We start from the raw sequence: 14,905 nt of genomic DNA, 5'->3' as shown, positions 1-14,905 counted from the left end.
GGACGCACCATGCCCGCACGTCGTTCCACCGCCCTCACCGCACTCGCCACCGGGGCCGTCGCGGTCCTCGCCCTGACCGGGTGCTCCACGTCGAGCTCCGCGTCGGACATCTCCGGCCCCGTCACCGTCGACTTCTGGCACGCCATGTCCGGGCCGCCCGCGACCGAGCTCGACGCGCTCGTCGCCCGCTTCAACAAGGAGAACGACCAGCACATCACCGTGAAGTCGTCGTTCCAGGGCGACTACGCGGCCGTCCAGACGAAGTACACGGCGGCGGTGCAGTCCGGCTCGACGCCGGACCTGCTCATGATGAACGACGTGTCGACCGGCTTCATGATCGACTCCGGCCAGACGGTGTCCCCCGCGAAGATCAGTGGATCGACGTCGGGCACCGACACGATCGCCCCGGCCGCCGCGACCTACTACAGCGACGGCAAGGCACTCGCGGCGATGCCGTTCTCGGTCTCGATGCCCGTGCTCTACCTGAACAAGGCACTCGTCGCGAAGGCCGGTCTCGACGCCACGAGGCCGCCGAAGACGCTGGCGCAGGTCGCGACCTGGGCCGAGAAGATCCACGCCGCGACCGGTGGCTACGGCATGAGCATGAACATGGGCGACTCGTGGATGCTCGAGGAACTCAGCGCCTCGGGCGGCCAGCCCTTCTGCACGCCGGACAACGGGCGGAAGGGCAAGCCGGTCACCGGCGTCTCGCTCACCTCGGACACCCAGGTGCAGTTCATGACCACGCTGCAGAAGCTATACCAGGACGGCGCCGCCCTGAACCCCGGCACCGACTCGACCGTGCAGAACTCGGCGTTCTCGAGCAACAAGGTCGGGATGCTGCTGACCTCGTCCGGTGCCTACACGACGGTCGACCCGGACGGCTCGAAGTCCGTCGTCGCCGGGTTCCCCACCACGTCGGCCTCCGACGACGCCGGGCAGGTCATCGGCGGCAACGCGCTGTGGATCTCCGGCAAGGGCCACTCGTCGGCCGAGCAGCAGGCGTCGTACACGTTCGCCAAGTGGCTCCAGACGCCGGACGTGCAGGCCGAGTGGGCGAAGGCGACCGGCTACGTCGCGATGAACACCGACGCCCAGGACACCACCGTGGGCAAGCGCTCCCTGTCCGACCCGAACATCGCCACGATGTACCAGCAGCTCGCCGACGACCCCACGAGCGTCGCCGCTGCTGGCTGCATCACCGGCGCGTTCCCGACGGTGCGCGCCACCGTCATCGGCGCCTTCAACCGGATCGTCGAGGGTGCAGACGTCGAATCGACCATGCAGGACGCCGAACAGCAGGCCGGCAAGCAGATCGAGTCCTACAACGAGGCCGCTGGCAAGTGACCGACTCCGGGTGCACGCCCCGTCGAGGCTGACCAAGGGTTCATGGAGCACGACCGTCGTTCGCCATACGGTTGTCTGACGAAGCGGGCGGGCAGCCCGCGCGACGATCGGAGCCCTGTGGTGTCTGCTGCGAACGGCCGGTCCGGCTACGGGGCTCCGGAACCCCTGCGCATCGTGTTCTCGTTCCCACGGGGGCGGGGACACCTCGCGCCGATGCTGCCGCTCGCCCGCGCGGCCAGCGCTGCCGGACACCGGACCGCACTGAGCGGCGCACGCGAGGCGGTTCTCGAACAGACCGGTTTCTCGCACCGGCAGCCGCGGGACGTGGAGCTGCCGGCGAGCAGGCCGGGCACCGGCACCCTGACCCCGCTCGACCCGAGCACGGTGCTCACCCGCGTCCCCCAGGTGTTCCTGGGGGACGCGGCCGCCGGGGCCGTCGTCGACGTCGGACGGCTGGTCACACGGTGGACGGCCGACCTCGTGGTCTGCGGGGAGTTCGACTTCGGCGCGATGACCGCCGCCGAACGAGCCGGGGTGCCGTGCGTGGTGGTCCTGGCCTTCGCCTCGGCCGGTGGGACCTGGCGCGACGCGGTGCGAGAGTCGCTCGAGGCGCTCCGCCGACGCGCGGGACTCGGGCCCGACCCGCAGCAGCACATGCTCGGCGGCGCGCTCACCGTCATCCCGTTCCCGGCGTCGATGCGATCCGGGCACGAGCTGCATGGCCCGGTGATCCGGATGCGACCGGACACCTGGTCGTCACCACCGTCGGATGCCGCGGCGTGGTTGGCCGCCGGCAACGGACCGCGCGTCTACGTCACGCTCGGCACCGAGTTCAACACGAAGTCAGGCGACCTGTTCGCTCGGCTCATCGACGCCCTCGCCGCCCTGCCGGCACGGATCCTCGTGACGACCGGACCCTGGGTCGACCCAACGACCTTCCCGGTGCCGGCGGGGCCGGGAGCGGTCCGGATCGAGCAGTACGTCCCGCAGGACTCGGTGCTCGGGCTCGTGGACCTCGTGGTGAACCACGGCGGGTCCGGATCGGTGACCGGGGCGCTCGCGCACGGGGTGCCCCTGCTGGTCCTGCCGCTCGGTGCGGACCAGTTGCCGAACGGCGGCTGCGTCGAGGCCCTGGGCGCCGGACTCGTCCTCGACGCAGCGACGGCGACCGCGGAGGACATCCGCACCACCGCGTCGCGACTCCTGACCGAGCCGTCGTTCCGCGTCGCGGCCGGACGGGTCCGGACCGAGATCGTGACAGGTGAACCCCCGGCCGTCGTCCTGGCCGCCGTCGAGCGCCTGGTCGGCTGGACGCCCGCCCCGCGGTGAGGAGCGCAGGTCCCGCCACACCACGGCGGCGCGGCTGTCCGACGGTCAGCTCGTTGGTGAGCGAGGGTCTGTCGGCGCCTGCGGCGGTGGGCGAGTTCGGCGCGAGTTCCCAACCTGCATCGCTACCGCTGTCCGGCCGCGCATGACCCTCCTCCGCGGCCGTCGGTATGCCTGCGGCGCCGAGCTCATAGCTGAACAGCCGATGCAGGACCGCGAAGCGGCCATCGAGGCACCTCGTCGCTCACGTCTCGGATCGTCAGCAGGTTGACGGAAGAAGTCAGTGGCTGCCGGACGAGACGGTCGCTGCATCGATGAGCACCGCTGCGGCGGCGCGGGCCTCCGCCATGACGTCGCGCGACTGAAGAGAGGTCGTCAGCGCCCGCGATCCCTCGAAGAGGACCGAGATCTGGCGCGCCAACGAACCCGGATCCGACGCGCCGGCCTCCGCGGCGGTTGCCGTGAGCTTCGCCAGGAACGCGGTCTTGTGCCGGATCACGGCTTCCCCGACGGCCGGCATCGTGGCGGCCGCTTCCACGCTGGCGTTGTGGAAGGCACAGCCGCGGAGGGGGGCGTTGTCGGGAAGATCGGCGAACATCCCCAACAGGCGATCGCGCGGGCTCACCTGCACCTGGTCGAGGACCCGCTCACTGTCGATGCCGGATTCCTCGAACTGACGGAGGTACTCATCGACGATCAGGGCCTTGCTCGGAAAGTGGTCGTACAGGGTGCGTTTGGACACGTGCGCGACCTCGGCGAGCCGTTCCACGCCGGTGGTGACGATCCCCTCCTCGTAGAAGAGCGTCGCCGCTGCCTCGAGGATTCGTCCGCGAGCCCCGCGACCGCTCCGCGACCGCTTCTCGGGTGCAGCTGATTCCGTCGTCATGCCTCAAGTATACCGATCGTTGTGGTTTGGCTCCAGCTTGTGTACGTTCGTGGGGTTGCACACCGATCGGTGTACTTCGCCATCCCGAGGAGCAGAACCATGACTGAAGCCGTCACCCTGACGCCGCGATACGACCACTCCGGTTTCACCGTCCCGTTGCACATCACCGAGGAGAGCCCGGGCTTCGTCCGCGCGACGTTCGCGAACCCGCCCATGAACATGCTCGGCCCCAGCGTCTACGCGGCACTGCGTCTCCTTGTCGAGCGCATGGAGACGGACCCTGCTCTCAAGGTCGTCGTCTTCGACAGCGCGGATCCTGACTACTTCCTCTCGCAGCTCGACGTCCAGAACATGTCCGACGTGCCTGACGTGCCCGGTGCCGCGTCCCTGCCGGAGACCTGGCACGACTTCGTCACACGGATGGCACACGCCCCGGTCATCACCATCGGCTCGGTGCGTGGCCGCACTCGCGGGATCGGGGACGAGTTCGCGCTTGCCCTCGACATGCGCTTCGCAAGCATCGAGAAGGGCGTGTTCGCACAGCCGGAGATCGGCTCCGGTGCCGTCCCGGGCGGAGGGGGCTTCGACTGGCTGCCGCAGCTGGTCGGACGTTCCCGAGCGCTTGAGGTCCTGGCATCCGGCAACGACTACGACGCTGTCACCGCAGCGGAGTACGGGTGGATCAACCGAGCGCTCCCTGACGCCGAACTCGATGGTTTCGTCGATCGCCTGGCCGGACGGCTCGCGAGCTTCGACAAGCACGCGCTCGCGACCGTGAAGCGTCTGGTGAACGAGCGCGTCGCGCCGCCTTCGGCGGGAGACCTCCTGCAGTCGTTCCGCGAGATCCTCGACGCGATCCCTCGCCCCGAGACCCAGGAGCGCTTCGGACTGCTCGTCGCTCGCGGCTGGGCACAGGACACGCAGACCGACCTGGACCTGCCGGCGGTCATGGGCGCTGTCAGCGCCGAGCTCGCCACCCAGGCACAGCGATGAACCACCAGCTGCACGACGCCACCATGCCGGCGTCCGCACGAGGCGCACGATGATCGCGGCAGGCACGGCTCAGTGGAGCGGGTCGTGGAAGGAAGGACGTGGGTCGTTGTCGACCGGCACAGACACCCTCGCTGATGTCCCGTACGACTTCGCCAGCCGTTTCGAGGGCGCAGACGGAGCGATCCCGGAGGAACTCCTCGCGGTCGCCTACGCCGGCTGCCTGAACCAGGCCTTCGCGAACGTGTTCGGGTGGGGTAACTTCACCGCGGAGTTCATCGAGACGACCGTCGACGTCGACAACGAGCTGAGCCTCGACGTCACCCAGGCGGGACCGATCACGATCACGATGCGCGCGAAGGTGCCCGGCATCGAACCCGGCCAGTTCCAGGGACTCGCGATCACCGCGGCACGGGGGTGCCTCATCTCACGGTTCCTCAAGGTCGAGCCGAAGATGACGTTCACCCTCGTGGACTGAGCACTGCGAACAGCGGCGCGGACAGCACCACAAGATGCCGCTCCGCGCCGCTGGCCCCGCACGTCAGCGCCTCCGCTGCGGCGCTCGCACGTACGTAGGGACCGATGAGACCAGCAACAGGCGAGCGACCGGACCTCGAGCCCGACGCCGCCGCGAAAGGAACACTGATGACGTGGATCGAATCCACCCACTCCGGCCGCCGCGAACAACTCGGACCGTTCATCCTCGGCACCGGCAACATCGGCGGCGTCGCCATGTCGACGGGCCCCGGCATCGGATTGTCCGAAGACGAGGGACTCGCCCTGCTCGATCGAGCGGTCGCAGAAGGGTTCACGGCGTTCGACACCGCTGACGCCTACACAGGAGGCACGAGCGAGCGCGTCATCGGACAGTGGAACCGGACGCATCCGGACAGCTCCACCCTCACCCAGACGAAGACCGGTGTGACCGCGAACGGGCCGGATCTGGACCCGGAACGGATCCGGAGGCAACTCGCAAACAGCACGAAGACCCTCGGGCACGTCGACCTCTACCTCGCGCACACCACCGATCCCTCCACCCCCTGGGAACGATCGCTCCCGGTGTTCAGCGACGCCGTCGACGACGGCAGGATCCGCGCGTACGGCCTGTCCAACGTGAACGCCATCCAACTAGCCGACGCACTCGCGACCGCAGATCGCCTCGGACTCCACCGACCCGAGATCGTGCAAAACTCCTACTCCCTGCTCGACCGGAGCGACGACCGGGACGTCCTGCCTCTGGTCACAGCAGAAGGCCTCGCGTACACGCCGTTCTCCCCACTCGCGAACGGCATCCTTGCGGGACGCTACAGCGATGGGCAGCGACCACAGACCGGCAGCCGCGCCAGCACTGCGCCCCACGCGGAACGGCGCCTCGGCGACGCCGAGCTGATAAACACCGTACGTCGCTTCGACACACTCGCCGCCGACCACGGCATCTCACCCGCCGGACTCGCCCTCGCTTGGTTGCTCAACCACGCCGCTGTCACCGCTCCCATCGTCGCTTTCAGCAAGGAGCACCACTGGCGCAGTGTCGACGAGTCGCGTGCCTTCGACTGGGACACGAACCTCGACGACGCACTCGACACCCTGTTCGCGATCTCGTGACCTTCAGCGCTCCTGTCCCATGGACGCCGGACAACCAGCCGGAGGATCAGTGAGCCGACGACCATGCGGGCGATCGACCGAGGAGGACCGAACCAAGCTCAAACACCGAAAGCGGCAGCGTCCGGGCATCCGCCTCCTTGGACAGCTTTCGCGTGACCACCCTCTACAACTTCACCAACCCAACGGCGAAGCCCGGCCTGAACTCGGGCATGATCTCGACGGTGACGGACAAGAACATCGGTGGCACCGGCTCGGTGCTGAACATCGACTTCCTGGTCCGCGCTATCGACGGCCAGACGATCATGACGGCCAGCGCGAACGTCGAGAACGACTTCGGTTCCTCAGGGCGCCGGCACGCGTGCGCGCAGTGGGAGCACGACCAGTGGTCTCGCGTCGCTGCGCAACTCCAACGCGGCTAGCCCGCTAGGGCGCACGAGCCGCGGCACACCTGCGGCTCCGCCGCCTCAGTAGCAGGCGGGTTACGGGGCGTGGCCTAGGGGGCGAGGTTGCGCTTCTCCAGCCAGTTCTCGGTGACGGTCATCTTGACCTGGCCGCCGATGCTGTCCTCTGTGGCGTCGAATCCGTGCCAAGCGAAGGGGACCTGCACGATCGTCGCGTCGGCGCCCGCTTGTTTCGCCTGTTTCATCACCTCGTCGTTGCCCTTGGCGGGGATGAAGTCATCTCGCTCGGGCTGCAGGACGAGAGTCGCCGGGATCGCGGCGCTGAGGTAGGTCGAGGGCGACACTGCTCGGACGTGGTCGGGGACATCAGCAGGTGCGCCACCGAGGAAGAACCGCGTGAACTCCTGCGGGTTGAAGCTCGGCAGGGGTGAGGCGCCGTGGTCGTACGTGTAGTCGATGTTGCTCACGGGATACCCGGCCACGACGGCGTCGGGAACGGGGACCTTGCCAGCTCCGGGGCACGTGGAGGGGGCGGCACCCGCGGCGGCGGACCAGCCGAGGAGCATGGCGAGGTGGCCGCCTGCGGAGTCACCCATGACGGTCAGCCTGCCGGTGTCAGCGCCGACGTCCTTCGCCAGCTTGTCCGTCCAGGCCAGGGCGCAGGCGACGTCGGCGGGGGCTTCGTCCCATGTTGCGTGCGTGGCGTCCGCGAGCCGGTAGTCGACGTTGACGACGTACCAACCCCGATCGGCCCACCGCTGCGCGAGACTGTCGGACTCTTCCGCAGTACCGCCGTACCAGCCGCCGCCATGGATGTACATCATCACCGGCGCGCCCTTCGGGCCGCCCTTGGGTTCGTAGATGCGCGCTTGCTGGGCCTTGCCGCCAGCCGTGACGTAGGTCGTGATCTTGGTCGGGGTCACGGGCGTGTTCGTCAGCGCCAGAGTGCGGGCGAAGTTCACGGAACCGCCGTTCGCCGTCGCCGAATGCACCAGGGCTGCGGTGATGCCGGTCGAGGCGACCAGCGCCCCAAGGGCGAGAACAGAGGCGATGCCCCGGATCACGGGTCGTCGCCGTGCCCGCCAGAGGGGAACGCAGAGAAGAACAGCGATGACACTGACGATCACCAGGTGTGGCGCGAAATAGCCCCAGGCCATCGAGCCGCCGAGCGTCACGATGTTGCTCGTCGCGGGAACGAGGTTCCCGGCAGCGAGGACGACAACAAGGCCCCCCAGGACGGCGCCGACCACGGCAGCGACGGTCCGCGCCCACCGGAAACGCGCCGGACGGTCTCTGCCAGTCCGCTCGTCCTGCGGAGGTAGGGACTGGGGTGACTGCTCGTTCGTGCTCATGGTGCCCTTCATGCAAGCCGACGTGGTGAATCGAGACTACGTCTAAACATCGACGCCGTCTAGCTCTTGGGCGTTACACTCGGCGTATGAGTTCCCCTGCAATCCCGCGCGGACGCCGCGAGATGTTGAAGGCCCGCTCACGACGCGCGATCCTCGACGCGGCCATCGCGTTGGTCGCCGAGCGGGGTGGCCCCGCCTTCACCGTCGAAGAACTCGCCGAGCGTGCTGACATGTCTCGGGCGACGGTGTTCAACTACTTCCCTTCGGTGTCAGACGTCTTGGTAACGGCGAGTGTCGAGCAGTTCGAGACTGCGTGGGCGACGTTCGACGAAGTGAGTGCGGCCGCGCCAGGGACCGACGGTTCTCGTGCCGCTGTCTTTGACGAGGTGTCTCGGTCATTGCGCGCCACGAGCATGCCCGACGTGATCGTGTCCGTCGGAGCAGTCGTCGGGCGAGGCGACGAAGCGTCACCCCGGCACGAAGCCCTGCTCCGACAGGTCATGGACCGAACCTCGCTGCACCTGGCCGAGCACGTCTCCACCCGCTACCCGAGTTGGAGCCGTCTCGAAGTCGATCTGCTCGTTGGATCGCTCATGAGCGGCGTCACGGTCGCCTCGAGCCACTGGCTCCTGAACGAGGGCGGGAACCTCAGCACAGAGTCCAGGGCCACCTGGACCCGGATGCTCGACAGCGCAATCGAGGGGTCACGAACCGGCTACGGCGAGAACAACCGACCCACCTGAGCTGTCGATCCACTGCGCCGGAGCGACGACCCGACGACTCCCGGGTCAGCGCACGAGGCAGATCGTGCGGAAGTCGACGTCCGGACCGGGCCGTGTGTACGACGAGCCGCTCTCGAGCCAGTCGGCGGTCGGCGCGATCTGGTCGGGCACCATGTCCTCTTCCGACCGCGCGTCGATGCCCTCGGACGCCCAGTACTCCCGGACTCCGTCCACGTCGCGGTTCGCACCCTCGATCAACGTGTGGTCCTCGGGCAGCAACTCGTTGCCCTGCTCGTCGGTGTACTCCCCCGGGTCGTACCAGTACATCCACCGCACCCCCTGGTGGGCGTTCGACAGCTGGCACTCCTCGCTGTACGCGCCACCGGCTCGCTCACCATCGCGGTAGGCGGACTTCCGGTCGCCGCCGAGGATCCGCACCGTGCGGTCCCCGATCCGCTCGAGCGTGGCCCGGGCGTCACCGTCGGCGAAGTGCCGCTCGGCGGCGGTCGCCGGCTGCGCCCACTGCCGGGCATCGGCGACCATGCTCCGCACCTGTGACGTCAGGACCAGGCCGTTCCACGGTACGGCGATGACCAGCACGACGATCGCCGCGACCACGGCGGCCAGCGAGTGCCGCGGTTCGCGCCGACGAGCCCGGACCTGCACGACGAGCACCACCACGGGGATCCCCACGGCGAGCACGGCGCCGATGACCAGCCGCGTCAGGACGCCCCCTGCTCCGAGCCGGTCGTCCATCGACCCGAAGTCGCGCGCCAGGTACGCCCCGATCTGGACCGCCCAGCTCACGACGAGCAGCACCGGCAGCACGAGCGCGATGGTGATCGCGTTCCCTCGCCCCGTCGTCGGGCCCGTCCGCTGGTCTCGCCAGTCCTGCTGTTCCGTGCCCATGCCGGCCCCCGCCCCCGTGGTGTCCGGACCATCCTGTCAGCAGAACGCGATCGGGGCCCGAGCGACGCATCCGCCCACCCCCGAATCGGTGGTGCCGGAGTAGCCCTGGTTGCTGCCAAGATGACCGACGTGACCACGACCACGCCTCGCGCCGATCCCGACGCCGCTGCCGACGGCTTCGAAGGCGGCTGGTTCCGCATCGACGACGACGTGGAGCACCTGGACGACGTGGTGTGGCGACCCGCCACGGACGCGGACGACACAGCTCCCACCCCCGGCCCTGCCGCCGTCATCGTCGGTGGCGAGCCGCGCGACCACATCGGTTCGACGCTGCCGTTGGCGCAGCTGGCGGAGATCGACGTGGCACGTCAACGCACCGTGCGGAAGCTCTGGCTCAGCCCGATCACCTTCGTGGTTTGTCTGCTCGTATTCACCGCGCTCGAGGTCTCGGGTCTGCCGTGGCGGACGGACCTCGGCAGGGAGCTCCTGGTCGGACTCGGCACGGCCCTGCCCATCGACGCAATCTGTGTCGGCGTGTGGTGGCGCATCACCCGTGACCCCTCGGGCGCAGTCGTCCGCAAGATGGGCGGCCACCGAACCCGCCAGCAGTACGACCAGCAGCGCGCCGTCCTCGAACGCTGACCGCGCCGCGAGCCCTCACCGAACCGGCGCCGACACCGCGGCTGCACCCGCAGCACCCGCAGCAGACTCCGCCTCCGACGACGGCCGCACCCCTCGACCGGGCCGCAGCACCGCCTCCACCCGCTCCCGGTCGAGCTCGCCCTGCCACCGCGCCACCACGAGCGTCGCGACGCAGTTGCCGAGCAGGTTGACGCTCACCCGCATCGCGTCCATGATCCGGTCGGCACCGAGCAGCAGCGCGACGCCCGCGACCGGGAACAGCCCGAGGCTCGTCGCCGTCGCGGACAGCGCCAGGAACGACGACCCCGGCACCCCGGCCATGCCCTTGGACGTCAGCAGGAGCACCCCGAGTGCGGCGACCTGCTGCTCGAGCGTCAGCGGCACCCCGAACGCCTGGGTCAGGAACAGCAGCGAGATCGACAGGTAGATCGCGGCCCCGTCGAGGTTGAACGAGTACCCCGTCGGCACGACGAGCCCGGCAACACTGCGGGAGACACCGACCTCGGTGAGCCGGGTGATCATCCGCGGCAGCACGGCCTCGGTCGACGCCGTCCCCAGGGCCAGCCCGAACTCCGCGCGGGTGTGCCAGACGAACCGCCAGATCGGCACCCCGGACAGCAGCCGCCCGCCGACGAGCAGCGCCACGATGAACACCGCCGCTGCGCCGTAGCAGGCCGCGATCAGCAGCCCGTACGACCCCAGGGTGTCGATGCCGTACTGCCCGACCACGTACGCCATCGCCCCGAACGCACCGAGCGGCGACAGACGCATCACCCAGCCCAGGATCCGGTAGACGACCTCCAGGCACAGGTCGAGGCCCCGCACGAGCGGCCGCGCACGGTCACTGCCGATGGCGGCGATCGCCGCGCCGACGAACACCGCGAAGACGAGCACCTGCAGGATGTCGTTCGTCGCGAACGCGTTCACGACGCTCGACGGGATGAGGTCGAGGATGAACGTCCCCGCGTCCGGAGCCGTGCCGCCCGCGGTCTTCGCCGCCACGGCCGAGGCGTCGAGCGACGACGGGTCGATCCGCAGGCCGGCCCCGGGGCGCACGAGGTTGCCGACCAGCAGGCCGAACACGAGCGCGCACGACGACGCGAGCAGGAAGTAGATCATCGCCTTGCCGGCGATCCGTCCCACGGAGCGCAGGTCACCGACGTGCACGATGCCCGTCACCACGACGATGAACACGAGCGGCGCGATGACCATCTCGATCAGCCGGATGAACCCCTGCCCCACCACGTTGAGCACCGGCGCGGCCGCGGGGAAGCAGACCCCGACGGCGATGCCGAGGGCCACCCCGATCGCGATCTGCACGAACAGTGAGTGGTACCAGCGAGCGGGAGCACGATCCGTGGTGATGACGTCCATGCATCCACCCCACAGGGCGCGTGTTTCGTCGACGTTGCGAGTCTGTTCCCACCTCCCGCACCGCGCGCCCACCGAAACAGCGCCGCACGCCCACCGGAACAGGGGTCAGCTGCCGCCGACGACCGTCAGGGTCGGCCGGTGCCGAGCACCGGACTCGTCCTGGCTCGTCAGCACGCTCCACGACCGGACGACTCCGACCGACGGACCGACCAGGGTGTGGTCGATGGGCATCGCCAGCCGCGGATCGAGCCACGTCGGCCACGTACCGAGCGCCGCGGCGTGCACGGTGGACGCGGCGTCCCGGCACGAACCGAGACGTCCGTCGTCGAAGCTGTCGACCGATCCGTTGAAATCCCCCGACACGACCACGTCAGCGCCGCGGCCGCACTGCTCGCCGATCCACCGCAGATCGGTCCGCCAGCCCGCCAGGCCCCGCCCGATCGGTTGCGGCGCGTGCACGGCGACGATCGTCGGGATCGACGGCCCGGACACCGTCATCGTCTTCACCCGATCGATGCCGGGCGACATCGAGGCGCCGGACGCGCGGTCGGCCCCGACGAGCACCGCCACCTGCGTGCCGGCACCACCCATGAACACCCGCACCGGCCGACCGTGCTGCCCCATCGACCGCGCCACCGCGGTGGCGGCCCGTCGGTCCCCCGCGTCGGGGAGCACGACGACGTCCGCCCGTGCGGTCAGTGCCGCGGGGGCGATGCCCTGCGCACCGACGAGTCCTCCGTTGGTGTTCCACTCGAACACCCGGAGCGCACCCCGGGCACCGTCGCCCGGCCGCACGTCCCATCCCCGCACGCCGAGCACCGCCGTGTTCGCCACGGCGACGACGAGCAGGAGCGCACCGAGCGACGCTGCAACCAGCCGCACGAGTCGCGTGCGTCGCAGGACGACGGCGACGAGCACCAGGGCGAGACCGGCAGCGACCAGTCCCGCGGTCACGAGAGACCGGGCCGGCAGCACGGCGGCGAGCACCGGAGCCCGCCCCACACCGAGCCACGGAGCAGCGACGAAGACGGCACCGAGGACGGCACCGACCAGCAGCACGGTCACGACCGCCACGGCGGTCCGGACGGCAGCGCGACGACGAGGCACCCTCGGATCATCGTGGACGGCAGCCTGCAGCCGCCGGTGAACGACGACCTCGCGCTGAGGATCCTGCTGGATCCCAGCACCCGCCGCGCCCGCAGCGGCGCGGGGCACCGGCTCACGCCGTGGGGCGTCACGACACCGGACTGGAGGCCCGGTGCCAGCTGGTACCGGGCCTCCAGTCCGTCACCCGCCCACGTCGCGAGCCGCACGCGCGACCGCGGGCAGCTAGCTGCCGTTCGCCTCGACCACGCGCCACAAGAGCATGCCGACCGTCACGAGGGTGCCGAGCACCGAGACGACCGCCGCGACGACGCCGAGCCGGCGTCCGCGACCGGGCCGCACGATCGCGACCACCGCGAGGATCGACGCGACGAACTGGAACGGCCACCCGAGCACGAACACCGACGGCCAGCAGCTGCTGTACAGCCCGGTCAACGCGAGGAACAGCGCGAGCAGGGCGATCCCGAGCCGGTTCGCCCCGGCGGTCTCGGCGGTCCCGCCGTCCGAGTCGTCGTCGAGCGGGCCGCCCGGGTACGGGTTGTCGGGGCGGAGCGCCTGCAGCGCGTGGATCCGTTCGGCGTCGAGCGCACCGTCGCGGGCACGGGCGGCATCGGCCAGCGCGAGGGCGTCGTTGCCGTGCCCCGCGGCCTCGTGCTGGGCGATGGCCCACGCGAAGAGCGCGCGCTGTCGGGGGTCCGAGCGGGTCGCGGCGTCGACCGCCCAGCCGAGCGTGGTGAGGAAGAGCAGGCCCCCGAACGCGAGCAGGACCGCCCGCCCCGGCTCGTCGGGGTCCACCCGGAAGAGCACCACGCTGCACGCCACCATGCCGACGCCGAACAGGGCCGTCGCCCCGATCTGGCCGCGCCAGTAGCCGTTGCCCGAACTCGCCCCCGCGGGTGTGGTCATGCAGCGACCCTAGCCCCCGGGCTCCGCGACGCCGACACGGCTCCGGTCAGGCGGCGGGAAGGACTCCGTCGAAGGTGACACGGAGCTCACTCGGACCCCGGAGGAGCGCGTTGCGGCGGTACGGCGGCGGGTCGAGCACCAGCCTCGGGTTGACGAGCCGCCGGAACAGGGTGGCGAGGGCGATCTGGGTCTCCAACCGGGCCAGTGGGGCGCCGAAGCACGCGTGGATCCCGGCGCCGAAGCTCAGGTGGTCGTTGCCCGCGCGGTGCGGGTCGAACCGGTCCGGCTCGGGGAAGTGCCGTGGGTCGCGGTTCGCTGCAGCCCAGGCGATCCACACGGGTGCGCCCTCGGGGATGGTGACGCCTGCGACGGTGACGTCGGCGAGGGCGATGTACTTCGGGGTCACCTGCGCCGGCGGTTCGACTCGGATGAGCTCCTCGAACACCTGCGCGATGGTGTGCGGGTTGTCGCGGATCAGCTCGATGGTGTCGGGGTGGCGCAGCATGGTCAGGGTGCCGTTGGCGATCATGTTGACGGTGGTCTCGTGCCCACCGACGAGCAGCATGATCGACGTGTTGAGCACCTCCGTCTGCGACATCGGGCCGTCGGGGCCGTGGTCGTTGACGAGTCCGGAGAGCAGATCGCCCTGCGGTGTGCCGCGCCGCGACTCGGCGAGTGCGCCGAGGTACGCAGCCAGCTCACGGCTGGCCTCGTCTGCTTCGCGCCGCTTGACCGCGGCGTCGGCGTCGTCCGTGGCCTCCGGCGGCGCGATGATGGCTGAACTCCAGGCGTGGAAGCGGGGCTCGTCCTCCGGGGGGACGCCGAGCACGTCGCAGATCATCGCGACGGGCAGCGGGTACGCGAACGACTCCACGACGTCGATCTCGGTGCGTCCGGCGAAGCCGTCGATGAGGTCGTTCGTGATGGCATCGATGTCCTGTCGGAGCCCGTCGATGTAGTCGGCGGCGTGCGGCGGTCCGAAGTGGCGCATCGTCTGCCGGCGCAGGCGGTCGTGCACGGGCGGGTCCGTCATGACGAACGCCGACGTCAGCGCGGGTTCGCCCGGATCGGCACCCTCGGCGCGGTGCTTCGCCATGGGGTCGGAGCTGATCCGCGGGTCGTGCATGAGCTGCACGACCTCGTCGTACCCGGTGACGAGGAACGCACCGTTGTCGAGTTGCTGCACCGGGTGGGTGCGCAGCTGCGCGTAGAGGGGGTTGGGGTCGTGCCGGTTGTCCTGCTCGAGCAACGTGTCCCACGTCGTCGACGCGGTGTGCGGGTTGTTCGTCATCGTGTTCTGCTCCTGTCGTCTGGCTCTGATCGGTGGTGTCGGGAGCGGTC

The 14,905-nt window shown here is 69.9% G+C and carries 15 protein-coding genes; 8 read left to right on the top strand and 7 right to left on the bottom strand.

What is annotated here, in order from left to right; all coding sequences use genetic code 11:
• The first annotated feature begins 9 nt into the window (after positions 1–9).
• Both DEJ08_RS08140 and DEJ08_RS08135 read left to right on the top strand, forming a co-directional pair.
• A complete protein-coding gene (locus DEJ08_RS08140) occupies positions 10–1,347 on the top strand; it encodes an ABC transporter substrate-binding protein (protein WP_111054654.1) in 1,338 nt (445 codons plus the stop codon).
• Between the two features lie 120 nt (positions 1,348–1,467).
• On the top strand, positions 1,468–2,676 hold the full coding sequence (locus DEJ08_RS08135; RefSeq protein WP_258367090.1) for a glycosyltransferase: 1,209 nt from the start codon (positions 1,468–1,470) through the stop codon (positions 2,674–2,676).
• A 277-nt stretch (positions 2,677–2,953) separates the two neighbouring features.
• Here DEJ08_RS08135 and DEJ08_RS08130 read toward each other — a convergent pair whose 3' ends face one another.
• Positions 2,954–3,559, bottom strand: coding sequence for a TetR/AcrR family transcriptional regulator (locus DEJ08_RS08130; protein ID WP_111054656.1), 606 nt, complete (start codon positions 3,557–3,559; stop codon positions 2,954–2,956).
• Positions 3,560–3,658: 99 nt separating this feature from the next.
• Between DEJ08_RS08130 and DEJ08_RS08125 the strand changes: the two genes are divergently transcribed.
• The 4 genes from DEJ08_RS08125 to DEJ08_RS08110 all read left to right on the top strand — a co-directional run bounded on the left by DEJ08_RS08125 (position 3,659) and on the right by DEJ08_RS08110 (position 6,573).
• Positions 3,659–4,552 (top strand): enoyl-CoA hydratase/isomerase family protein, encoded by an 894-nt coding sequence (locus tag DEJ08_RS08125; RefSeq protein WP_111046932.1) that lies wholly within the window; start codon positions 3,659–3,661, stop codon positions 4,550–4,552.
• Between the two features lie 49 nt (positions 4,553–4,601).
• On the top strand, positions 4,602–5,027 hold the full coding sequence (locus DEJ08_RS08120) for an OsmC family peroxiredoxin (RefSeq protein WP_111039627.1): 426 nt from the start codon (positions 4,602–4,604) through the stop codon (positions 5,025–5,027).
• A gap of 167 nt (positions 5,028–5,194) precedes the next feature.
• The gene (locus DEJ08_RS08115; protein ID WP_181438999.1) at positions 5,195–6,154 is read left to right on the top strand and encodes an aldo/keto reductase; all 960 of its coding nucleotides are present in this window, start codon (positions 5,195–5,197) and stop codon (positions 6,152–6,154) included.
• A gap of 152 nt (positions 6,155–6,306) precedes the next feature.
• Complete coding sequence (locus DEJ08_RS08110; protein WP_111046934.1) at positions 6,307–6,573, top strand: hypothetical protein; 267 nt, start codon at positions 6,307–6,309, stop codon at positions 6,571–6,573.
• A 74-nt stretch (positions 6,574–6,647) separates the two neighbouring features.
• Here DEJ08_RS08110 and DEJ08_RS08105 read toward each other — a convergent pair whose 3' ends face one another.
• Complete coding sequence (locus tag DEJ08_RS08105; protein ID WP_181439000.1) at positions 6,648–7,805, bottom strand: alpha/beta hydrolase; 1,158 nt, start codon at positions 7,803–7,805, stop codon at positions 6,648–6,650.
• A 188-nt stretch (positions 7,806–7,993) separates the two neighbouring features.
• Between DEJ08_RS08105 and DEJ08_RS08100 the strand changes: the two genes are divergently transcribed.
• Positions 7,994–8,650 (top strand): TetR/AcrR family transcriptional regulator, encoded by a 657-nt coding sequence (locus DEJ08_RS08100; RefSeq protein WP_111054659.1) that lies wholly within the window; start codon positions 7,994–7,996, stop codon positions 8,648–8,650.
• A 45-nt stretch (positions 8,651–8,695) separates the two neighbouring features.
• On the opposite strand, the gene DEJ08_RS08095 is transcribed toward DEJ08_RS08100, so the two are convergent.
• Positions 8,696–9,538 (bottom strand): hypothetical protein, encoded by an 843-nt coding sequence (locus tag DEJ08_RS08095; RefSeq protein ID WP_111054660.1) that lies wholly within the window; start codon positions 9,536–9,538, stop codon positions 8,696–8,698.
• Between the two features lie 129 nt (positions 9,539–9,667).
• Between DEJ08_RS08095 and DEJ08_RS08090 the strand changes: the two genes are divergently transcribed.
• Positions 9,668–10,180 (top strand): hypothetical protein, encoded by a 513-nt coding sequence (locus DEJ08_RS08090; RefSeq protein WP_146248500.1) that lies wholly within the window; start codon positions 9,668–9,670, stop codon positions 10,178–10,180.
• Between the two features lie 15 nt (positions 10,181–10,195).
• Here the strand turns inward: DEJ08_RS08090 and DEJ08_RS08085 are convergent, their stop codons facing one another.
• The 4 genes from DEJ08_RS08085 to DEJ08_RS08070 all read right to left on the bottom strand — a co-directional run bounded on the left by DEJ08_RS08085 (position 10,196) and on the right by DEJ08_RS08070 (position 14,855).
• Positions 10,196–11,554, bottom strand: a complete 1,359-nt coding sequence (locus tag DEJ08_RS08085; protein ID WP_111054662.1) for a cation:dicarboxylate symporter family transporter — start codon at positions 11,552–11,554, stop codon at positions 10,196–10,198.
• A gap of 105 nt (positions 11,555–11,659) precedes the next feature.
• Positions 11,660–12,661: an endonuclease/exonuclease/phosphatase family protein gene (locus tag DEJ08_RS08080; RefSeq protein ID WP_146248501.1), complete on the bottom strand. Its 1,002-nt coding sequence runs from the start codon at positions 12,659–12,661 to the stop codon at positions 11,660–11,662.
• A 222-nt stretch (positions 12,662–12,883) separates the two neighbouring features.
• Positions 12,884–13,564: a hypothetical protein gene (locus DEJ08_RS08075; RefSeq protein ID WP_111054665.1), complete on the bottom strand. Its 681-nt coding sequence runs from the start codon at positions 13,562–13,564 to the stop codon at positions 12,884–12,886.
• Positions 13,565–13,610: 46 nt separating this feature from the next.
• The gene (locus DEJ08_RS08070) at positions 13,611–14,855 is read right to left on the bottom strand and encodes a cytochrome P450 (protein ID WP_111046968.1); all 1,245 of its coding nucleotides are present in this window, start codon (positions 14,853–14,855) and stop codon (positions 13,611–13,613) included.
• Between the last annotated feature and the right edge of the window lie 50 nt (positions 14,856–14,905).

The sequence above is a fragment of the Curtobacterium sp. MCLR17_054 genome (assembly GCF_003234335.2).
Lineage (GTDB): Bacteria > Actinomycetota > Actinomycetes > Actinomycetales > Microbacteriaceae > Curtobacterium > Curtobacterium flaccumfaciens.
Note: the sequence above shows the minus strand (reverse complement) of the source record. Positions and strands in the feature narration are given on the sequence as shown.